General features: G+C 41.1%; 27 protein-coding genes. 16 read left to right on the top strand and 11 right to left on the bottom strand.

The window, feature by feature from the left end:
• Positions 1–22: 22 nt before the first annotated feature.
• From MHI53_RS05980 to MHI53_RS06000, 5 genes are all read left to right on the top strand, one after another.
• Positions 23–430, top strand: coding sequence for a hypothetical protein (locus MHI53_RS05980; RefSeq protein ID WP_340373015.1), 408 nt, complete (start codon positions 23–25; stop codon positions 428–430).
• A 380-nt stretch (positions 431–810) separates the two neighbouring features.
• Positions 811–1,635, top strand: coding sequence for an ABC transporter ATP-binding protein (locus MHI53_RS05985; protein WP_340373016.1), 825 nt, complete (start codon positions 811–813; stop codon positions 1,633–1,635).
• Positions 1,628–2,323 carry a (2Fe-2S)-binding protein gene (locus tag MHI53_RS05990; RefSeq protein WP_340373017.1) on the top strand — a complete coding sequence of 232 codons (696 nt, stop codon included), beginning with the start codon at positions 1,628–1,630 and terminating at the stop codon, positions 2,321–2,323. Before MHI53_RS05985 ends, MHI53_RS05990 begins: the two co-directional genes overlap by 8 nt.
• A 159-nt stretch (positions 2,324–2,482) precedes the next feature.
• Positions 2,483–3,421 (top strand): 3'-5' exoribonuclease YhaM, encoded by a 939-nt coding sequence (gene yhaM / locus MHI53_RS05995; RefSeq protein WP_061143104.1) that lies wholly within the window; start codon positions 2,483–2,485, stop codon positions 3,419–3,421.
• Between the two features lie 93 nt (positions 3,422–3,514).
• Positions 3,515–3,703 (top strand): sporulation YhaL family protein, encoded by a 189-nt coding sequence (locus MHI53_RS06000; RefSeq protein ID WP_048677962.1) that lies wholly within the window; start codon positions 3,515–3,517, stop codon positions 3,701–3,703.
• Positions 3,704–3,748: 45 nt separating this feature from the next.
• Here the strand turns inward: MHI53_RS06000 and MHI53_RS06005 are convergent, their stop codons facing one another.
• Entirely contained in the window at positions 3,749–4,615 is an 867-nt protein-coding gene (locus tag MHI53_RS06005) for a peptidylprolyl isomerase (RefSeq protein WP_340373018.1), read from the bottom strand.
• Between the two features lie 200 nt (positions 4,616–4,815).
• On the opposite strand from MHI53_RS06005, the gene MHI53_RS06010 reads away from it, so the two are divergent.
• The gene (locus MHI53_RS06010; protein WP_081092482.1) at positions 4,816–4,899 is read left to right on the top strand and encodes a YjcZ family sporulation protein; all 84 of its coding nucleotides are present in this window, start codon (positions 4,816–4,818) and stop codon (positions 4,897–4,899) included.
• Between the two features lie 184 nt (positions 4,900–5,083).
• Positions 5,084–5,167, top strand: coding sequence for a YjcZ family sporulation protein (locus tag MHI53_RS06015; RefSeq protein WP_034314699.1), 84 nt, complete (start codon positions 5,084–5,086; stop codon positions 5,165–5,167).
• Positions 5,168–5,283: 116 nt separating this feature from the next.
• Here the strand turns inward: MHI53_RS06015 and MHI53_RS06020 are convergent, their stop codons facing one another.
• Together MHI53_RS06020 and MHI53_RS06025 are read right to left on the bottom strand one after the other, a co-directional pair.
• The gene (locus MHI53_RS06020; protein WP_232732510.1) at positions 5,284–5,463 is read right to left on the bottom strand and encodes a hypothetical protein; all 180 of its coding nucleotides are present in this window, start codon (positions 5,461–5,463) and stop codon (positions 5,284–5,286) included.
• 111 nt (positions 5,464–5,574) lie between these two features.
• Positions 5,575–6,159 (bottom strand): DUF3267 domain-containing protein, encoded by a 585-nt coding sequence (locus MHI53_RS06025; RefSeq protein ID WP_340373019.1) that lies wholly within the window; start codon positions 6,157–6,159, stop codon positions 5,575–5,577.
• A gap of 196 nt (positions 6,160–6,355) precedes the next feature.
• Between MHI53_RS06025 and MHI53_RS06030 the strand changes: the two genes are divergently transcribed.
• Complete coding sequence (locus tag MHI53_RS06030) at positions 6,356–6,682, top strand: DUF1878 family protein (protein ID WP_340373020.1); 327 nt, start codon at positions 6,356–6,358, stop codon at positions 6,680–6,682.
• Positions 6,683–6,684: 2 nt separating this feature from the next.
• On the opposite strand, the gene MHI53_RS06035 is transcribed toward MHI53_RS06030, so the two are convergent.
• The 5 genes from MHI53_RS06035 to MHI53_RS06055 form a co-directional block, all read right to left on the bottom strand.
• A complete protein-coding gene (locus MHI53_RS06035; RefSeq protein WP_340373021.1) occupies positions 6,685–7,263 on the bottom strand; it encodes an HTH-type transcriptional regulator Hpr in 579 nt (192 codons plus the stop codon).
• A gap of 190 nt (positions 7,264–7,453) precedes the next feature.
• Positions 7,454–7,816: a YtxH domain-containing protein gene (locus tag MHI53_RS06040; protein WP_061143098.1), complete on the bottom strand. Its 363-nt coding sequence runs from the start codon at positions 7,814–7,816 to the stop codon at positions 7,454–7,456.
• Positions 7,817–8,405: 589 nt separating this feature from the next.
• Entirely contained in the window at positions 8,406–8,924 is a 519-nt protein-coding gene (locus MHI53_RS06045; protein ID WP_061143096.1) for a tryptophan transporter, read from the bottom strand.
• 126 nt (positions 8,925–9,050) lie between these two features.
• Positions 9,051–10,154, bottom strand: a complete 1,104-nt coding sequence (gene serC, locus MHI53_RS06050) for a 3-phosphoserine/phosphohydroxythreonine transaminase (RefSeq protein ID WP_340373022.1) — start codon at positions 10,152–10,154, stop codon at positions 9,051–9,053.
• A gap of 228 nt (positions 10,155–10,382) precedes the next feature.
• Positions 10,383–10,805, bottom strand: a complete 423-nt coding sequence (locus tag MHI53_RS06055; RefSeq protein WP_061143094.1) for an HIT family protein — start codon at positions 10,803–10,805, stop codon at positions 10,383–10,385.
• Between the two features lie 654 nt (positions 10,806–11,459).
• Between MHI53_RS06055 and MHI53_RS06060 the strand changes: the two genes are divergently transcribed.
• The 3 genes from MHI53_RS06060 to MHI53_RS06070 all read left to right on the top strand — a co-directional run bounded on the left by MHI53_RS06060 (position 11,460) and on the right by MHI53_RS06070 (position 14,213).
• Positions 11,460–12,203 carry an ABC transporter ATP-binding protein gene (locus tag MHI53_RS06060; protein WP_061143164.1) on the top strand — a complete coding sequence of 248 codons (744 nt, stop codon included), beginning with the start codon at positions 11,460–11,462 and terminating at the stop codon, positions 12,201–12,203.
• The gene (locus MHI53_RS06065) at positions 12,196–13,404 is read left to right on the top strand and encodes an ABC transporter permease (protein ID WP_340373023.1); all 1,209 of its coding nucleotides are present in this window, start codon (positions 12,196–12,198) and stop codon (positions 13,402–13,404) included. Before MHI53_RS06060 ends, MHI53_RS06065 begins: the two co-directional genes overlap by 8 nt.
• 104 nt (positions 13,405–13,508) lie before the next feature.
• Positions 13,509–14,213, top strand: coding sequence for an EcsC family protein (locus MHI53_RS06070; protein ID WP_340373024.1), 705 nt, complete (start codon positions 13,509–13,511; stop codon positions 14,211–14,213).
• 29 nt (positions 14,214–14,242) lie between these two features.
• On the opposite strand, the gene MHI53_RS06075 is transcribed toward MHI53_RS06070, so the two are convergent.
• Entirely contained in the window at positions 14,243–15,454 is a 1,212-nt protein-coding gene (locus tag MHI53_RS06075) for a M20 family metallopeptidase (protein ID WP_061143091.1), read from the bottom strand.
• A gap of 87 nt (positions 15,455–15,541) precedes the next feature.
• Between MHI53_RS06075 and MHI53_RS06080 the strand changes: the two genes are divergently transcribed.
• Positions 15,542–16,156: a phosphatase PAP2 family protein gene (locus MHI53_RS06080; RefSeq protein ID WP_340373025.1), complete on the top strand. Its 615-nt coding sequence runs from the start codon at positions 15,542–15,544 to the stop codon at positions 16,154–16,156.
• 367 nt (positions 16,157–16,523) lie between these two features.
• Here MHI53_RS06080 and MHI53_RS06085 read toward each other — a convergent pair whose 3' ends face one another.
• The gene (locus tag MHI53_RS06085; protein WP_340373026.1) at positions 16,524–17,039 is read right to left on the bottom strand and encodes an antibiotic biosynthesis monooxygenase; all 516 of its coding nucleotides are present in this window, start codon (positions 17,037–17,039) and stop codon (positions 16,524–16,526) included.
• Positions 17,040–17,336: 297 nt separating this feature from the next.
• On the opposite strand from MHI53_RS06085, the gene hemE reads away from it, so the two are divergent.
• The 3 genes from hemE (at position 17,337) to MHI53_RS06100 (ending at position 20,135) form a co-directional block, all read left to right on the top strand.
• Positions 17,337–18,380 carry a uroporphyrinogen decarboxylase gene (hemE, locus tag MHI53_RS06090; protein WP_340373027.1) on the top strand — a complete coding sequence of 348 codons (1,044 nt, stop codon included), beginning with the start codon at positions 17,337–17,339 and terminating at the stop codon, positions 18,378–18,380.
• Between the two features lie 56 nt (positions 18,381–18,436).
• On the top strand, positions 18,437–19,372 hold the full coding sequence (gene hemH, locus MHI53_RS06095; RefSeq protein WP_340373028.1) for a ferrochelatase: 936 nt from the start codon (positions 18,437–18,439) through the stop codon (positions 19,370–19,372).
• A 187-nt stretch (positions 19,373–19,559) separates the two neighbouring features.
• A complete protein-coding gene (locus MHI53_RS06100; protein WP_061143085.1) occupies positions 19,560–20,135 on the top strand; it encodes a TetR/AcrR family transcriptional regulator in 576 nt (191 codons plus the stop codon).
• Between the two features lie 142 nt (positions 20,136–20,277).
• Here the strand turns inward: MHI53_RS06100 and yhfH are convergent, their stop codons facing one another.
• A complete protein-coding gene (gene yhfH / locus MHI53_RS06105) occupies positions 20,278–20,406 on the bottom strand; it encodes a protein YhfH (RefSeq protein ID WP_081092480.1) in 129 nt (42 codons plus the stop codon).
• A gap of 169 nt (positions 20,407–20,575) precedes the next feature.
• On the opposite strand from yhfH, the gene MHI53_RS06110 reads away from it, so the two are divergent.
• Positions 20,576–21,310, top strand: coding sequence for an MBL fold metallo-hydrolase (locus tag MHI53_RS06110; RefSeq protein ID WP_340373029.1), 735 nt, complete (start codon positions 20,576–20,578; stop codon positions 21,308–21,310).
• Positions 21,311–21,355 lie beyond the last annotated feature (45 nt).

The following is a 21,355-nucleotide window of genomic DNA, read 5'->3' on the forward strand; positions in this document are numbered from 1 at the left end:
AAAGAGAGTGAAGGCATTGGATATGAATGAGTTTGTAAGCCGGCATGATTCGTCATTACGATTAATCGTCGAAAACGAGTTCCCTGGAATACGATGTGTGGGGGGGAAATATTCTGCCGAAGATCATACGATCACTTTATATAAGAAAGATATCGAAATTCAGTGTGAGCGTTTTCTAGGTTCGCTTGATGCGCTTGAGGAATATACATGGGTCATCCTTGCGCATGAAATGGGGCATGCGCTGGATACAGAGCTAGCTGTGCTGAGTGAGGAGCTTTGGAATACGGGCAACTCGGAAATCCTTTATCAAATTGAGGTCAACGCCTGGAATATCGCAGCTGAAATAATGCCTTTGGTCAATCGGGATTTATTTACTTTCATCAAAGATGAATCTCTGGCACATTGTACGAAACGGCTGCTCGTAGGTTAACGTCCTTTCATAGGGAGGGCTGACATACTGTAGATAAACTCTCGATAATGAGGGAGTTTGTCTGCAGTTTTTGTGTTTTCCCTTTGTACGTTGCTTGCCAATGCAGGCACTTGTTTGCCCTTGAAACGTCTTTCCCGCATAGTCACGCGTCTTCCGCTCCACTCCACGTATTTGAACAGCCGAGCAAAAAGCATCAGGGTGAAGTGTGGATACCATATTTTTCATGTTTCGAAAAAAAAGCACTTGATATCTTTACTTGAATGTCCGCCAATGAGTGACTTATTTGCAGGATGTTTTTGGTTCAATATGCTCATTAAGATTGACAGTGATAATCATTTTCATTAAACTTAGATTATTAACATAATAAGGGGAGTATTTTTATGCGACCAGTTATTAACACACAGTCTTTATCGCTCGGATATGGTGATAAATTAATAATAAATGATATGAATTTGGATATACCCAAAGGGGAGATCACTGTTTTCATCGGTGCCAATGGTTGTGGGAAGTCAACACTACTGCGATCGGTCGCACGCTTGTTGAAGCCGCAAGCGGGTTCGATCGTGCTTGAAGGCAAGGCGATATCGTCTTTGTCATCCAAGGAGGTAGCAAGAAAAATGGCGATTCTTCCACAATCGCCGACAGCTCCTGAAGGTCTTACCGTCTATCAGCTCGTGAAACAAGGAAGGTATCCGTATCAAAGTTGGTTGAAACAGTGGAGTACCGAGGATGAAGAGAAAGTTCAGAAGGCGATCGAAGTAACGAACCTGTCTGAATTGAAGGAACGTGCTGTCGACGAATTATCGGGAGGGCAGAGGCAGCGGGCATGGATCGCGATGACGTTGGCACAGGATACGGATATCATATTGCTGGATGAACCGACTACATATCTCGATATGACCCATCAAATTGAGATTCTTGACTTATTGTTCGATTTGAATGAGTTTGAGAATCGAACGATCGTTATGGTTCTTCATGATTTGAATTTGGCATGCCGTTATGCGGATAATTTGGTTGCGGTTAAAGACGGGTCGATATATGCAGAAGGACGACCAGAGGAAATCATCACGCCCGGGTTGGTTCAGCAAGTATTCGGGATGGAATGCCATATCTCCTTTGATCCAATTTTCGGCAGTCCCATGTGCATCCCGTATGGGAAGGGGCGTTACGCACAAAGCCGGATGAAAGCGATGGCCAATGGTTAAGCTCACACCAACCATGGAAAAAGAGCTGCAAGGCTTTCGCGTATCGATACGTGGAAACGAAGACTCAAAGACCATTTGTAATGTTGAAGAGCTAATTTCGTATGCACAAGCCCGGACAGGGGCGGAGACGTCAAAAATAGCCATGTCGATGTGGTTCAGACGATATGCTTTTTTTGTTACGGCACAATTGTACATGGTCAGCAAGCATCGGCTTGCCTGGGAGGGCACACTGGGGGACATGGGAGTTTTGGATGATCCGGAAGATGAACATTGGCTGCCGGATTTTTTATTGAAAACAAACCGGTGGGGAATTGTCCCGGAGAAGGAAAGCTCCGCTGCCCTCCAGACGATATTAAGCAGGTTTGGTGCGGATGCCATCGCCCCGGTTTCCAAAACCACAAAAATATCGAAACATGTACTGTGGGAAACGATTTGGAGCTATGCGGTATGGATGTATAGCGAGTTATTGAAACTGCCTGATATAAAGGCACGTGTTGAAGCGGACATAAATTGTCTGCTGGAAGATGAAATATGGCTGAATATTGAAAGGCGTTCACCATTTAAGCGATTTTTAGGGGGGAAAACCATCCCCGAGTCGATGAATCCTTATAAACGAATGACATGCTGTTTATATTACCGGATTGATGGACAGGAAAAATGCGCGTATTGTCCGAATAAAAACAGTTAATCAGATGGAATGGAAAGCCAGGCTTGGTAAGAGGCTGGCTTTTTTGCTTGTACATTGCTTCGTTTCCTTATAATATGTCCAGCACGATTGATAAAACTAAACGCACTGAAAGGGTTCATATGTTATAATGTTGATATTTAATCGAACGGGGGCAGTCGCATGGGAAATGGGATCATTCACTATGGAATTGGTGAAGTTGTAGATATATATATGTATATAAAAACGAGTACAAAGGCGGTTGCAAGTAATGGAAAGCCGTTTCTAACATTGATTTTGTGTGATAAAACCGGGGAGATCGAGGCGAAGCTGTGGGATGTCTCCGAGGCTGATGAGAAAACGTACAGTGCCGAAGCTACGGTGAAAGTTCAAGGTGAAGTCCAGAATTACCGGGGCAGAAGCCAATTGAAAATCCGCAATATAAGAATCACATCTGATGCTGATGGCGTAACAAAAGCCGATCTGATTCAAACGGCACCTTTAAGTCAGGAAGAAATGATGGAAACGATCACTCAATTCATTTTTGAAATGAGGAATCCGAATATCCAAAGGGTGACTAGACATCTTATTAAGAAATATCAGAATGAATTCTTGACGTTTCCTGCAGCGACGAAGAACCATCATGAGTATATGTCGGGTCTCGCTTATCACGTAGTATCGATGCTGGGTCTGGCCAAAGCGATATCAACCCTTTACCCATCGCTCGATCGTGACCTTTTGTATGCAGGAGTCATACTGCATGATCTAGGGAAGGTACATGAGCTATCTGGACCTGTGTCGACCGTTTACACGGTGGAAGGGAACTTATTGGGCCACATAACCATCATGGTGAATGAAATCGGTAAAGCAGCAGAGGAGTTAGGGATTGAAGCAGAAGAAATCATGATCCTCAAGCACTTGATATTAAGCCACCATGGCAAAGCGGAGTGGGGCAGCCCCAAACCGCCAATGGTGAGGGAAGCTGAAGTGCTGCATTACATCGATAACATGGATGCCAAGATCAATATGATGGACCGGGCCTTGGAGAAAGTGAAGCCGGGTGAATTCACGGAAAGAGTCTTCGCGCTCGATAATCGCTCATTTTATAAACCTACATTTTAAAAAAATATGCTTCTTTCCGTTGGAGAAAGAAGCATATTTTTTTTTGTTCACGCATATTCTCTAGTAAATGAATAGTAGATTTTTTGGGAGGTAATGGACATGCCAATTTGGATCTGGTTCGTGTTTATTGGAATAATTGTCAGTGCAGTCATGTCAATTTGGACAGCTAGGCAGGAGCGCCTCATAGATGATGCTTGGATAGAGAAGGAAGGCCAGAAGTACATTGAACGTATGGAAGAAGAGCGTGAGAGGCGTAAAAAGGATATCAATCAGGGAGCATAACTAAAAAAAGCGACAGGACCAAGTCCTGTCGCTTTTGCTTATCGATTATTTTTCGGCTTTGGTTGCGTCACCAGAAGTGATGGCGTCTTTAAGGTCTTTATCTTTAATTTTCACGTCAGCTTTTTTCACTTCAGCATTCAAAATATCTTGAACCTTGGTTTGGTCGATTTGCGCGACTTTCAAATCATATTCTAGATCTTTTTTCATATCCTTGTACGATTTCTTTTCTTTCATATCTTCAAGTTGGATGATGTGGTAGCCATAATCCGATTTAACCGGTTTACTGATTTCGTCTTTCTTCATCTTGTAGGCTTGCTCTTCGAATGCAGGAACCATTTCACCTTTTCCGAACCAGCCAAGTTCGCCGCCTTTTTCAGCAGAGCCTGTGTCTGTTGAATATTCTTTGGCAAGTTTGGCGAAGTCTTCACCTTTATCCAATTTAGCTTTCACTTCATCAGCTGTTTTTTGGTCTTTTACCAGAATATGCCTAGCTTTGATTTGTGGTTTGTAGTCTTCATAAGCTTTTTTCACATCAGCTTCTTTGACTGTAATATCAGCAACGGCAGCTTTTTCCTGAAGCATGCCGATCTTAAGTGCACGTTTAAGATCATCTTCGCTCTTATATCCGGAAGAGGCTAGGGCTGTTTGGAAATTATCACCCATTTGCTCTTTAAGTTCTGCCGTTTTAGCCTTAACTTCTTTATCCGTTACTGTATATTTTTCAGAAAGAACTTTTTCATAAACAAGTTCCTGAAGAACGGTGTCACCATAACGGTCCTTCATGACATTGTAAAATTCTTCTTTCGATATATCCCCCGCTTTCGTTTCCACGACTGCCTCTTTGTCGCTGTTGCATGCTGTAAGTCCAATCAGCCCTGCAGTCACAGCAATTGATAATGCCCATTTCCTCATTGAGAACAACTCCTAATTTTAAGTTTCTGGTTTACTAATCTTCGTATTTCCACAAAATTAACTATAACATATTCTGGTTACTTTACAAAAAATAATATATTGATGTATGAATAAGAATTTTTTTAAAAATGGGCAGATACCTACCCAGATCATGAACATCTACATATGATAAATCGAGGACACCAAAAGGAGGTAGTATAATGAGTAATGGATTTAACGGAGGTTTCGCCTTGTTAGTAGTGTTATTCATTTTATTAATAATTGTGGGAGCAGCCTATTGCTAAACAATTGCAAAATTATAATGGAAAGTGCCCACTCCTTTTGCCATGGAGTTGAATAGGATAGGGTAGCCGCTCAACAATAAAGAATATAGTGTTTATCAAGCTACGAAAGGGATGAATTCCTTTTGGCGGATATAAGAGTGTGCATGAAACTGCTATTACTTAAGAATGGAAAGGAGGAAGATCAATGTCTGGAGGAATAGGTGGAGGCTTTGCTCTAATTGTCGTTCTTTTCATCCTGTTAGTCATCATTGGAGCTTCTTGGTTATAAATGCATAAACAAAAGGCGAAGCTTATCGCTTCGCCCTTTTTCTTTTTTATTTGAATAATCCGCCGGTTATCACCAATGTATGTAACAAATGATGGTCGATCATTTGTTGCTCATCTCTACGTATACAAAATTTCAATATAGGAGGATAATAACATAATAGTAATTAATACATTAATGGTCCTGAATACTTTAGGCTGCCGGTCTTCAGCAATTTCTTTTTGGATACATAAAGAGTTGGTCATTCTATTAATATTATAAAGAATCAAAATGGCAACGACAATAAACCAGAATGAGATCAAAACCGAAAATCCCTCCTTGCAAAACATCATGTATAAATACGATACCAAATTATAATGAAAAAAGATACTTAAAAATCTTTTCAGTCACCTTTGCGAAATGAAATGGAATTACTTTTGGATAAGGATGTCGTATCCTTCCCGATGTTCTTCAATAAATGAATGTCCTGGTGAACCAACCAGGTTCTTTATATAAATGAAATCCGATACACATAATCCGGTATGCAGGGATAATAAAATGGTGAAATAATGGATGTAATGCGGAAAACCAAGTGCACAACCGATTAATAAGACCGACATAATGAAGAAGGGTAGGATAAGGGTCAAGAGATATAGATGCTTGCGTATCGGATAATGTACATTTACATTGCATGTAAGCACAAGTCTCCACTTAATGGACCAAGAAGTTTTTACTTTTTTGCATAATAATCGTAAAGGTAAATAGTGTAATAGTTTGTGAACAGGATATAATAAGACTAATAGGCTAAAAAAAAGCATTGTTTGATCGTCATACAAAACAACCCGGGATGAAACGGCACTTAATAATGTATAGATCAAAACAAAAGACATCAATATAGTAAAAACTGAAAAAAAGATCAGACGGCAATTCCCATATTGTTTTGCCACGTCAATTGTTTTCCACGAGTTCATTTTGAAATCAGCCCTCCAAAGACCGTTGAATTTACTTACATACATTACGATGAATGGATGGAAAAAGCAATAGAATTCTGGAATTTAGTTATAAGATAATAATCACCACAGAATGGACAAAGACTAAAGGTGATGATTGGCGGCGACTGTCCACTGGGAGGGCAATTTCTGAATGAGAAATCACTAACGTTTTTGCGCGATTAAGGTTAAATATGAATGATTGATTGGGGACTCATGCTGTATGAGAAATATAAATGAAGAAATAGACATACTCCGTTTTCATCAGGGGCTTTTACTGAACCTGATACGCAATCCAGAGGCAAGATTGGACTTTTTGTTTGTGGAAAAAAATTTCACGAAGCAGGAGGCGGAAGCGCTGCTGGGGTTATGTGATATTTTGAGCAAACGCTATGAAATAGAAAAAGCGGAAGGATACATGAACTTTCGACCGCTTTTTAACCAATTTGAAGGGAAGGTCAATCCAAAAATAACGACAAAGGAATGCATTGACGCATGCCTCTCACAAGGTTTATATGTATCCTTCATGAGGGAAATGGATAGAGTGTGAGGCTAAACTGGCTCAGTTTCTTTCTCTATCTTTTTTTTTGTGATTTTACCCTCCACATCAGTAAATTCCTGATCAATATTATCGAAGGACCTCTCAAAGATTTGCATGAAATCTTCCCCGTATATATTACGGATGACGGCCATCATTTCTATCATATCGGGGAACTTACCATAAAGCTCACGAAGTGGAAGGGCACCTGAGAAAGCTGAATTTTTACTTGGGTCATAAGTCTCCATCAGATCAAGAAGAATCTTTTCTCCTTCAGTTGTGATCTCAATATACGTATTCCTCTTGTCATTTTCTTTCTTTGAAAATGTCAAAAACCCGCGTTCCTCTAATTTCTTTGAAAAGTTAAATGCCGTAGAAACATGCATGACCCCAAATTTTGCAACGTCTGAAATGGAAGAGCCATTAAGATGATAGGCAATCCAAAGTATATGGTGCTCATTGATATTTAAATCATAGGGCTTAATCCATTGCTGCCAATCTTTTTCAATCGATTTCCATAATGCTTTGCTTAATTGTGCAATTCTTTGACTAAAAATCATTGCTTCTTTCATAGAATAATTTTTATTCTGCATATTATGGGCTCACCTACTTATAAGATTCTGTATATTTATTATGACAATAAAATAAAAATTAATAAAGATAATATTTGCAAAATTTTTAGAAAATTTTAGTTTTTTTAATCGATTCTCCATTTTTCCTTTGTTTATAATGTTACTTATTGGGAAAAATGGAGAATTCGACTTGTGCAACCACGTTTAGCTATTATTTTTTAGAAGCAGGGATGGCCGTTTCTAACTGTTTTAATGAAGTTTCAATTTCTTGAACGTTCTTCAGTAATTCATTCTTATTCGGTTCGATTTCCTGCTTCCAGTTCTCGATGACCACCTGCACGTCAGAAATGAAGGTTTTTACCGTTTCTTTGCTGATTTGAGTGGCTTCCAGCGAGTCATCTTTAATATTTTGCATCTTTACCTTCAGTTCATCAATGGTAGTCTTCATTTCTTCCGCATTCGTTTTGATGCGATTCCGCAAGTCCTTGCCAGAGCTCGGCGCTGCAAGCAAAGTTGCGGCACCCGCTACGACTGTTCCGGTTAAAAAGCCAATTAGTAATGATTTTGCTTTCATTAGGATCACCTCATTAATAATATTGTTTTCGCGTTACATGGTCTGATTCCCTGCTGAAAAAAAACTCAATTGGAAATTTTGATAAATAGGGTTGTAAATGCTATTGATAACAAAATACCATAATTTTCTTTCCTATGGAAGAGTATCTACCATTTTATCTTTATATCACAAAAATATTTTCTTAAACTTAAGCAGTCAATATATAATATTTAAAAATAACTTGGAGTTTTATAGAAAACGCTTCATATAAAGGAAAGAGGAGCATATAGATAGTAAAAACAAGCTGTCGGAATATGGATGGCACTGGTGGGTTATTAATGAAAATCATTTTTTTGTTAGGCCTGGTATGCCTGTGCGGGATGGGGTATTTCCTAAGAAAAGCAAAAACTCCAGGAATCTATCCGCCTAAGAGGGTGCTCCAGGCTAGAGCCTACGCTTTTGCCTTGCCCGGGGGCTTGCTGCTTTTCATTTGGTTGATGTGGCTGTTCATTCATTGATTGCAGTGGGCGGCTTATTCCAGATCCATAGTGTGGAAAAAAAAGCACCGGACTCTGCTCCGGTGCTTTTTAAGTATGATGATTTAGCTGGTTTAAGCATTAATGGTTACATTCGATTTTTTGACGATGCCGTTCACGATTGGATAAATGATGACCATCGCTACTGTATTTAGCAGTACGGCAGGAAGCACAACAGCTCCGAAAAGGGCAACGAAAGGACCTGGAAGGGATACGAGATAATATGCCGATCCAAGGAAGACAGCGCCGGAAATGATTGTTCCTACGGCAGTCAAGACACTTACCGTCACAACGGATGTTGAAAACTTCTTAAGACTGATGAATAAAAGGTAAAACAGAAAGGCTGTTGCCAATTTATCTATGATATTTGGAATCTGTCCTCCAGGAAATGTGGTTGTCATGGCAGAGATGGCTCCAGCAGCCAAGGCAACAATGAATACATTCTTTTTCTCAGGAAACAGGGTAATCGCCAAAAACATCATCAACAGCATCATATCCGGTTTCATTCCAAGGAAGAAGCCTGGAACGATAAAATGCAGGGCAGCCCCGATCCCGATTAATAGGGACAGTGATACAAGGGTTTTCGTTTTCATTACTCATCTCTCCTATTCTCATCTCGACTAACATCTTTTCTTCAACAATGCACTGTTGCTTGTTGCAAGAAGTATAAGATAGTATACCATAAGACCTATTTTTTTAGAAGTAATATTTGTACACAATTAAAGAGTATGAGCTTCCTTCGCGTGATGTGCTTGCTGGAATTTTTTCATGAAAGCCGCAAGTTCCTGGCAATGGGATAGGGGCACGGCATTATAAATGGAAGCCCTGCAGCCACCGATGGAACGGTGACCATTCAATCCGACGAAACCGGCCAGCTTCAGTTCTTTTAGAAATTGTGCCTCAGCTTCTTCAGATGGAAGTGTGAATGTTATGTTCATGAAAGAGCGGCTGTCAGGTTTGGCATGGCCTTTATAAAAACCATCGCTTCCGTCGATGGCATCGTAAATGACTTTTGCTTTTGCCTCGTTGTTTTCAGCGATCTTCTCGACTCCGCCTTGTTCTTTTGCCCAATCCAATACAAGCGACAATAAATAAATGGCCAATGTCGGTGGCGTATTGTATAAAGAATTATTTTTTGCATGAATGGAATAGTTCAACATGGATGGAATGCTGTCAATATCCTTTATTAAATCTTTACGGATGATGACTAACGTGATTCCTGATGGGCCAAGATTTTTTTGTGCTCCTGCATAGATGAGGCCGAATTTACTTACATCGATTTTTTTGCTGAGTATATCACTGGACATATCCGCCACTAAAGGAACGTCACCTGTTTCAGGGAATTCCTTCCATTGAGTTCCGTAGATCGTATTATTGCTTGTAATATGAAGATAAGCAGAATCCTCATTCAATTCGATATCTTCCACTTTAGGGATGAATGTATACTTATCTGCTTTTGATGAAGCTACCACTGCCGTTTCTCCAACTTTTTTGGCTTCTTTTAATGCTTTTTCCGACCAAGAGCCAGTGAGGACATAATCAGCCCTTTTCCCCTCAGGCAAGAGGTTCATCGGTATCATGGAGAATTGAAGACTTGCCCCGCCTTGCAGCAGAAGGACCTCATAATTTTCAGGAATGTCCATAAGCTCTTTTAATGATTGGATGGCACGGTTATGGATTTTTTCGAACTCTGCACTCCGGTGGCTTAATTCTATGACGGACATGCCGGAATCCTCGATATTCAACCATTCGTTTTGGGCTCTTTGTAAAACTTCCAAGGGCAGGGCAGCCGGCCCAGCGTTAAAATTGCGTGCACGTTTCAATTTTTTTCCTCCTATACGATAGTGTGTTAAAGTAATTACATCTATTTATCTATCCTAACAGAAATTGAAATTCAATTGGAGGAATTTTTAGAATTTTAAGTGATGATTCCGCTGAAATGAATCACAAAAGAAAAACGGCCCAGCACCTTTTAAGTGTGGACCCGATCGATATTCATTTTATTCACTGCAACACGATCTCTGGATGCCTTCCGAACAGAGGTTATCCCTTCATTCAATATGCTGGGCAATGGAATCGGCAATCTGCTTCAGGTCATCAGGCGAATAAGCGCTGGCATTCGTTTTCCAGACTGCCCCAAAGCCATCACCTTCTCCATGTCGCGGAATTAGATGCATATGAAAATGGAAAACGGATTGTCCTGCCGCTTCGCCGTTATTATTCAAGAGGTTAAGGCCAACGGGGTTGAATTCCTGTTTCATCGCTCGGGAGATCTCCGGTACGACTTCAAATAAATTCTTCGCAATTTCCGGTGTCAATTCATAAAGATTTTCCTTATGTACTTTAGGAATTACCAGAGTGTGCCCTTTCGTTACTTGACTGATATCGAGAAAGGCCAATACATGTTCATTTTCAAATACTTTGGTGCTCGGAATTTCCCCATCGATTATTTTGCAAAAAATGCAATCGCTCATCAAAACCGCTCCTTTGGTAGTTAGTGTATTTGGTTAATCGTACCATAGCATCAATCGTTGCGAAAAGAAAAAATCATAAAAACAGGATGCAACATTGAGTTGCACCCTGTCCTAGAAAAAGGGGGTTTTGCTTCAAAATTCGCATTAGCATAAATTCTCTGCGACAAACACCTCATCTACAATAAAGTAAAATACGGTTATCTGGTTAGAGTTTTTCCATTCAAAGCAACCATCTCCTATATCTTTAAAGTTTCATCAACTTATAAAGCATAATTGATAATCATTGAATGATTTTTCTGCTTTTACGTGCAAGAGAACCATCTCCTTGCTCGAAACGATTTTTTATGAAGCTTCTGGTTTAATTCAGTTATACGTCTTTAACTGACACCTCATTTACAAGATGATATGAATCATTTGTAATAAAACATTTGGGCATTTCAGTGTAATACGTCTTTAACTGACACCTCATTTACATTATGATGTGAATCACACGTAATGACTAACCCCTTCTTCCTTATTTATGATAGCCACTAAGCAGGAAAATTATAATTAGTTATTTTTGGTAATTTTCTTCAGGGAACACTCGACTATATAAATGCAGGAGAATTTGTTAAAATGGAAATAAGAACCTCTATAATAGAAAGGATCGTTAATATGTCCTTATTGGAAATAAAGCAATTAGTAGGCGGATACACGAAAACGCCCGTTTTGAAAGGGATAAGTTTTGACATTCAACCAAATGAGCTGGTGGGGTTGATCGGGCTCAATGGCGCTGGGAAAAGTACGACGATCAAGCATATCATCGGACTGATGGAGCCAAAGGGCGGGAGTGTATCGATACACGGTAAAACGCTTGCGCAGGACCCTGATACATATCGAAAACAATTCACATATGTTCCTGAAACGCCCATCTTATATGATGAGCTGACACTTGAGGAGCATTTAAAGCTGACGGCCATGGCGCATGGTTTGGCGGAAGCGACATACAAAGAAAGAATGGATGCCTTGCTTAAGGAGTTCCGTATGGAGAAAAGACTTAAATGGTTTCCGGCCCACTTCTCCAAAGGGATGAAACAAAAAGTCATGATCATGTGCGCTTTTTTGGTGCAGCCCTCCTTATATATCGTGGATGAACCATTCGTGGGCCTGGATCCATTGGGCATCCAATCATTGCTTGATTTAATGAGGAAAATGAAGGAAAGCGGAGCGGGGATATTAATGTCCACCCACATATTGGCAACTGCGGAGCGGTATTGTGATTCCTTCATCATCCTGCATAATGGAGAAATCCGTGCAAAGGGCAACCTTGAGCAGCTTCGCGAGCAATTTGCGATGCCGGGAGCGACGCTAGACGATTTGTACATTCAATTGACGAAAGAAGAAATCGGACATGAATAGTCAAAATCTCTGGAAGGAAAGATATCTGGGCTATATAAATGAAACGCAAAAATACCTTCGTTATATTTTTAACGGACATCTGGTTTTTGTGATGGTATTGGTTTTAGGTGGTCTGGCTTATTATTACAGTGATTGGGTGAAGACGCTGGACGGTGACTTCCCGGCCGAATGGATCATGGCCGTTGTTTTTTCGATCCTTGTCACAAGAAGTCCGATAAATACCTTTTTGAAAGAACCCGATACCGTATTTTTGCTACCGCTTGAAACGAAGCTGAAAAGTTATTTTAACAATTCGCTGCGCTTGAGTTGGGTTATGCAAGGCATTATCCTGCTTGTTGTCCTAATTGCATTCATACCGATGTATACGAAGGTCACCGATGCCGGCGGCAGGGATTTTGGAATCATTCTCGCTGTTTTGCTGATTTTGAAGTTTGTTAATTTAATCATTCGCTGGAACGTATTGAAATATCAGGATCCTTCAGTCAGCCATTGGGACTCACTTATCCGCTTTATACTTAATGGAGTGATGCTCTATTTCGTCTGTTCAGGGGCAAATATCCTTTTTGCGCTCATTACGATGCTCATATTGATCGGGCTCTACATGTATTACCGAAGCGCAGCCAAAGATTTTGTCTTGAAGTGGGAGCGTCTTGTTGAACTGGAAAATAAACGGATGAATTCGTTTTATCGAATAGCAAACATGTTTACGGATGTTCCCCATCTAAAAGGGAAGGTGGCAAGAAGGAAATGGATGGACTGGCTCTTATCATTCATTCCATATGGTGAAAAGTCCACTTATACCTTTCTATATGCCCGCACCCTGCTGCGGTCCAATGATTACGTGGGGCTTTGTTTGCGTTTAACCATCATAGGATCGGTCATCTTAAGCGTATTCATGAATATCTGGGCCCACTTGATCGTCGTTTTTTTGTTCCTATTCATGACAGCCCTGCAGCTGCTGCCGGTCTGGAAGATTCATGAATGGAAAGTGTGGGTTTCGCTGTATCCATTGCCGGCAAAAATGAGAGAGTCTGCAGTCATTAAGATCATTTCATATTTCTTATTATTTGAGGACCTTGTCTTTAGTATCGTCCTGCTTGTGAATGGGGAATGGATGTCTGCTTTGGCCGCTTTGGTGCTAGGTCTTGTTTTCTTGGTCGGCTTTAAAATTTACGCAACAAGGAAAATTAAAAACTTTTGAACGGGGAGCTGATTTTTCATAAAATCAGCTTTTTCGTATAAGAAAAGGAAATGAACACTAAAAACCTTGAGAAAAGTATATACATACATAACGGGGGTGCTTAAATGAATGAGTATGAACAAAGGGCCTTAGCGGAGCTAGTTACATGGAAAAAGAAGATGACCAAGAAATCAGGCAAGTTCGAACGCATGTCAAAAAAGGCGCAAACGAAAGTGAATGGTTTCATTCCGGACCGTGTGCACAAAATGATTGCAGATAGCATTAAGAGCATGATCGAGGCAGTATTATCAGGATCTAAATATATGTCCAAAGAGAAGAATGTAATGCTCCTTTCCTTACAGCAAAAAGAAGAATGGATTACGGAAACGGTCGCGGCACATCGCAAAACGGCGATTATAGAGGGTGTGGGAACAGGTGCGGCAGGGCTCTTGATAGGTCTGGCTGATTTCCCTTTACTGTTAAGCATCAAGATGAAGTTACTATTTGAAATATCCCGTTTATATGGTTTCGATCCCAATAAATATGAGGAACGTTTGTTTATCCTCCATATTTTCCAGATGGCATTCTCAAGCGAGCAGAAACGGTTGGAGATATTACATGTGATAGAAGAATGGGGGTTGGGTGATGTACCTGAAATTGATTGGCAAGAGCTTCAGCAGGAATATCGCGATCATATCGATGTCATCAAGATGTTCCAGCTCGTGCCGGGATTGGGAGCCGCTGTCGGTGCATATGCTAACCATCATTTACTGGAGCAGCTCGGGGAGACGGCTGTCAATTGTTATCGAATCAGGCTGCTTAAAGATTGAAGGGACGGGAGTAACCCGTCCCTTTTCCCTTACCGTAATAAAGATTCGTTCGCATTGAGTGCTGATTGATCCTTAGTATGATAAGTTACCGCTGCCGTGCCTAAAATTTTTGCAGCAATGAGCATGGCCTTTTCATCCATATCAAATAAGGGATGATGATGGGGGTACGTTTGTGCATCATTTGGCCTGGCACCTGTAAAAAAGAATGTTCCCTTCACCTTTTGTAAATAATAAGAAAAATCTTCTCCTGTCATATCCGGATCAATTTGTTCCGTAACCGATACTTCCTTGATGGCCTTGGTGCTCTCGATAAGGAATTTCGTTTCCTCGTCATGCGGGATAACAGCCGGATACCCTTGGAAGTACTGATAATCGTAGGTACAGTCCGCAGCCATGCAGGTTCCTTTAACAACCCGCTCTATCTCTTCGCTGATAAATGAACGGACGTCCTCCTTGAAGGTCCGGACTGTCCCGATTATTCTGGCTTTATCAGCAATGACATTAAAGGCATTATCAGCTACAAAGGAACCGATGGTGATGACTGCAGAATCTATCGGATTAAGGCGGCGGCTTACGATTTGCTGCAAGTTCGTGACTAGCTGGGAGCCGGCGACGATTGCATCACGGGTTTTATGTGGCTGTGCTCCATGTCCGCCTTGTCCTTGAATGAGGATTTCAAAACGGTCAGCAGCAGCCATAAGCGGTCCGTAGGTGTATTGAACAGTTCCAGTCGGCACCGTAGCCCATAAGTGGGTACCGAAAATGACATCCACCCCATCAAGGCAGCCAGCCTCGATCATTGGCTTGGCGCCACCTGGAGCATATTCTTCAGCATGCTGGTGGATGAATACATAGCGGCCTTCGAGCTCATCCTTCAGCTCATTCAGGTTTTTAGCTAGGACAAGGAGTGCCGCAGTATGGCCATCGTGTCCACAGGCATGCATGACGCCTGGTACGGTGGATTTGTAGGAAACCTCTTTTTCATCTTGAATGGGTAAGGCATCGAAATCAGCACGCAATGCCACCGTTTTACCGGGTTTGCTGCCAGTGATCGTTGCGATGATCCCATTTCCGCCTATATTGGTTTTGTGCTCGATTCCCAGTTTTTCATAATAGTTAGCGATGAAGCCGGCAGTTTTTGTTTCATGAAACGAAAGCTCGGGATGTTGATGAAGATACCTTCTGATGGAAACCATTTCATCGTAAGAACCTTCCAGAAGGGCGTGTAATTGGTGTATCATATTGTACCTCCCATGATTGGTTTAATGTTGAATAGTATATCATATTCTGAATAATCAGAGTAAAATAGTCGCTGAGGAGAGTTTTATATGATTAAACACTCATGGATTGCAATAGTTTTGCTGTGCTTATTGCTATTCTTTTTGCTAGTGCATGAGGTTCTGGGTGAGCGGACCTTGGCGCTTGATACATACTTGGACTTTGCCGTTGCTGAACATACATTGTCGTTCTCGTTTTTAAGGTACATCACCTATCTTGGGAAGTCCGTGGTCATTGGTTTTGGAAGCATACTGGTTGTTCTCTATTTATGGATCGTTAAGAAGGATTACTTAAAGATGGCCCTATTCTCGATCGGAATGGGGGGAGCCGATATAATAAATAGGAGGATAAAAAATCAAGTCAAAAGAGAACGGCCTGACGATCAGCTTGTGGATGCATCCGGATTCAGTTTTCCAAGCGGCCATGCCATGGTTGGGCTGATATTCTTCAGTCTCTTGGCTTATTTCATCATAATAGAAGTTAAGAGAAACTCATTGAAATGGGTGGTGGGAATCGGCTTCTTTTTCCTCATCCTTTTGATAGGACTCAGTCGGATTGCCATGAATGTCCATTTTCCAACAGATATATTGGCTGGGTATTCGTTGGGTATCGCATTCACCCTAATCTGGTGTAACTTATATAAGCTGCTGGGGAGATTCATTTAAAAATGGATCTCAAACTGAAATATTTGTAAACATCCGTTGCATTTCCCTGGAAATAAACAAGGAATTTGTCGGATGGATGATACATTCACCTAAAAGTTTTTTTAGTTTAAACAATGAAGACTTTAGAAAATCATAACCAACATGATTGGAACGGAGTGCAAGACTCCTGTTTTTTAAATGAAATCCTAGGAAATCCAGCGGAAAAAGCTCCGAGGGCAGACCGCCACTTGATAAGCGAGTGTTCGAAGTGGAAAGAAACGGGTAAATCTAGAACCAGAAAAACTGCAGATGATCTTTGAATTTCTTCAAGTCATGCAGAATGAGGCCCGTTCTTAATAGAACGGGCCTCATTCTGCATCGAAAGGAACTATTCTTCCGAATCTTGTACCAATGTATATTGTGTTACATAGGCATCACCAGTAAACAGCTTCTGACTGGAGTTCGTAACGGCAGGTTTAACCCCGCTGTCATGCGCTTTCTGGAAGGAAGCGGACTTCTTCCAGTTCGTAAAATCAGCCTGTTTCTCCCAAATCGTCAAAATGACATACGTTTCGGAATTTAGCGGCCGCAGGATGCGCAGAGCGACGAAACCTGGTTCATTTTCTATGAGCCCTGCCCTGTTTTTAAACTGATGTTCAAATACAGGCTGTCCTTCTTCACTGACCGGGATATTGTTCATGACTACATAACCATGATCCTGAAGATTTCCCTTCCCATCGACGACTTCATACTTTCGTGGGGAGCTAAAGAGCGTTTTACCTGTAGTTTCATGTAAAAGGACGGCAGATTCAAAATTTTGCATCAGTAATATCTTTTCATCCGGATGCTTCTCTTTCTTATTTTTCATAAATTCGTAAGTGCCGGACGTGATGTATACATTCATTTATTTCCCCTCCAATTCCTATATAGTACCTGTATACCCATTTTACCCAATGAATAGCGCTTTTACCATTTGCATTTTACTGAATATTTTCAAGTCCATTATCCAGACTAGGTGGAAATTCGTTTTTGCAACTAGACAAAAAAGTCGAATTTCTGACAAATATATAGGTTGGCTATACTTCCATTATAGAAAAAGCTATAGTTGAAGGTGATTCAATTTGAAATTCAACATCCTTCTGATATTCTATTTAAGGAATGAATGAAAATAGAAACGTGATTGCTTGAAAGGTGGATATTAATGTCTAAGGAAATTACGAATGATACATTTCTAAAAGCTGCTAGAGGAGAAAAAACGGATCATGTGCCTGTTTGGTATATGCGTCAGGCTGGCCGATCACAGCCGGAATATCGTAAATTGAAAGAGAAGTACTCCCTTTTTGAAATTACCCATCAGCCCGAATTATGTGCTTATGTGACTAGATTGCCCGTAGAGCAATATGACGTGGATGCAGCCATTTTATATAAAGATATAATGACACCGCTACCAGCCATCGGTGTGGATGTAGAGATTAAGTCGGGAATCGGTCCAGTCATCTCGAACCCGATCCAATCAATCAAAGATGTTGAGAAATTGGGGGAATTGAACCCAGAAGCGGACATTCCTTACGTACTTGACACGATCAAATTATTGACCACGGAGCAGTTGTCCGTGCCTTTGATCGGATTTTCTGGCGCACCATTCACGATCGCTTCCTATATGATCGAAGGGGGCCCTTCGAAAAACTACAATCGGACAAAAGCCTTCATGTACTCCGAGCCTGTGGCATGGTTTGCACTGATGGATAAATTAGCGGATATGATCATTGTTTATGTAAAGTCCCAAATTAAAGCAGGTGTCAAGGCCATCCAAATTTTTGATTCATGGGTCGGGGCATTGAACGTTGAAGATTATCGTGTATTCATCAAGCCGGTCATGAATCGCATCTTTTCTTCATTGCGTGAAGAGAATGTGCCACTAATCATGTTCGGTGTCGGTGCAAGTCACTTGGCACTTGAATGGAATGACCTGCCGATCGATGTAGTCGGACTGGATTGGAGGCTTCCAATCGCTGAAGCAAGACAGATGGGTATCCAAAAGACGGTGCAAGGCAATCTTGATCCTGCCCTGCTATTATCATCATGGGATGTCATTGAAGAGCGGACGAAACGGATCCTTGATCAGGGCATGGAACAGGACGGCTACATCTTCAATCTAGGACATGGGGTTTTCCCTTCCGTAAATCCGGAAACACTGAAGAGGTTGACTTCCTTCATTCATGAATATTCATCAAAAATGAAGTAACCGAAAAAACCTTTAATGGGTGGAAAATACGAAATTTTTAAATGAGGTGTAAATTCATGTCAAGAAAAAAAATGGGCCTCCTCGTCATGGCTTACGGGACTCCATACACAGAAGAGGATATTGAAAGGTATTATACACATATTCGTCATGGAAGAAGGCCGAGCGACGAATTGATTGCCGATTTGAGAGGGCGTTACGAGGCGATTGGCGGTTTGTCCCCACTGGCAAAAATAACGGCTGGGCAAGCTGAAGCGCTTGAAAAGCAATTGAATTCGATTCAAGAAGAAATCGAATTCAAAGCATACTTAGGATTGAAACATATTGAACCCTTTGTTGAAGATGCAGTGAAACAGATGCATGATGATGGCATCAAGGAAGTGGTCAGTATTGTATTGGCTCCGCATTTTTCAACCTTCAGTGTCAAGTCTTATAATGGACGTGCACAGGACGAGGCCGCTAAATTCGGTGATATGACGATCACTTCCGTCGAGAGCTGGTATGATGAGCCCAAATTCATTCAATATTGGGTGGACCAAGTAAAAGCAGTGATTGGAAGGATGACTTCAAAAGAACGCGATAATTATGCTTTGATCGTGTCGGCGCATAGCCTTCCAGAAAAGATATTGCAACTGGGTGATCCTTATCCAGATCAACTGAAGGAAACGGCTGAGATGATTGCAAAAGATGCAGGAGTTTCCCATTATGCAGTTGGCTGGCAAAGCGCGGGACAAACGCCAGAACCATGGTTAGGACCAGACGTGCAGGATTTAACGAGAAACCTTCATCAAGCGAAAGGCTATGAAGCCTTCATATATATTCCGGTTGGATTTGTAGCTGAGCATCTTGAAGTTCTTTATGATAATGATTATGAATGTAAAGTGGTGACGGATGATATCGGTGCGGCATACTATCGTCCGGATATGCCTAATGTAAAGCCGGAATTCATCGATGCGTTGGCGACAATCGTCTTGAACCGCCTGCAGGAAAATTGATTAGTCTGTTCATTTAACAACGGGGCTTAATGGCTTAAATTGAATACTTGGTTTGGAAAAGATGGCTGCCCAGATATTGGGCAGCCATCTTTTTCTGCAGATAACGAAAAAATGATTGAAAAGACTGAATATTTTTGGTAAGATATTATTGACTATTTTGTCCGTTTGGTCAGAATCGGGGTGGGAAATGTCTGTTGATCGTAAAAAATTAATTTTGGAAGCTGCGACCAAATCTTTTTCACTTTTTGGCTACAAGGCAACGACGATGGATCAAGTCGCTAAAATTGCCAATGTGGGTAAAGGGACCATTTACACTTTTTATAAAAATAAGGAAGAGCTGTTTAAGGAAATCGTTCAGCGGATGATCGAGGAAATGAAATATGAGGCTGAACAATCTTTGGACGAGCAATTTTCCTTTTTTGAAAATCTGCACAGGGCCGTCTATCGAATCCTCGAGTTCAGGCAGGAGCATCAATTATCTTTAAAGCTCCTTCAAGAAGAGCGGGAGATTGGTACCCCGGCCGTTCAGGAAATGGTCAATGAAATGGAAGAGGCCATCGTATCCTACATTAAGGAAAAACTAAAAATAGCGATCGACAAGAAATATATCCAGCCTTGCGATCCAGAGATAACAGCTTTCCTGATGCTGAAAATGTACCTCGCCCTTATCTTTGATTGGGAGAGGAATCATGATCCATTAGGGAAAGAAGAAATTGCTGAACTATTCAAGATATACTTATTCAAAGGTTTATCCGTTTTCTAACTACAGTGAACCAGATCATATAAAAAGAAGAGATGCCATTCGTTCAACGGCATCTCTTCTTTTTATATGGCGATGTGTTTCAAGCTGTGCGACTATGAGATCATCCTGCTCTTGGGGAAGCGGATGGTGCAACACTTACTGATTACTCTCCAGAAAGGCAATGGTCACAGTGCATTCCATAACATTCGTGCTGTTCATCGATTTTTTTTCCGCATTCCACACATTGTTTAGGAGGCAGGTTTTTGAAGAACTCGACGCTACTTTGAATCATGAACATCATCTCCTGAAATTTTTTATGTTTTTTTCTGTATCTGTATTGTATTATAACAGATTATAATTGTCAATTATGTTTTATAACATAAGTAAAAAAGGTGAAATAAAGGCGGGAATAGTTTATATTAATGGGGAAGTCATTGAGAGATAAAAAGGAGTGCCGATGCATGAAAATCACCGTAATTGGCTGCTGGGGCGGATATCCAGCTAAAAATGAGGCAAGCTCTGGCTATTTGCTTGAATATGAAGATTTTCGCATTTTGCTTGATTGTGGCAGCGGTGTACTATCACAGCTCCAAAATCATATGAAGCCCGAAGACCTCGGTGCAGTCGTTTTATCCCACTATCATCCGGATCATGTAGCGGATGTCGGTGTCCTGCAGCACGCTGCACTCATCCAGCAGATTTTGGGCAGCGAAAAAAGGGCCATTCCCATCTATGGCCATGATTTAGATGAAGCCGAATTTGGAAAGTTAACGTATAAAGATGTGACAAAGGGAATTGCTTATTCTGCCAATGAACCCTTGACCATTGGACCGTGCACCTTTACATTCATGAAAACGAAGCATCCAGTCCCTTGTTTTGCGATGAGGATAGAAGCTGAAAATCATTCGATCGTTTACACAGGTGACAGTTCTTATATGGATGAGCTGGCGGACTTCGCAAAGGATGCAAATGTTTTATTGTGTGAAAGCAATTTTTACAGTGATATGGATGGTTCAAAGGCGGGGCATATGACGGCTAGGGAAGCGGGCATGCTAGCAGATAGGGCAGACGTGCAGCTTTTGCTGTTAACTCATCTCCCCCATTACGGAGATATCAATCAATTGAAGAAAGAAGCATCAGAGGTATTCAAACGGGAAATAGCTGTGGCGAAAACCAATCTCGAATTCCAGCTATGATGGGAAAATTAATGATGTGCGAATGAAGCATACAAGGAGGAACAA

Origin of the sequence: Peribacillus sp. FSL E2-0218 (assembly GCF_037992945.1) — a bacterium.
GTDB lineage: Bacteria > Bacillota > Bacilli > Bacillales > DSM-1321 > Peribacillus > Peribacillus simplex_B.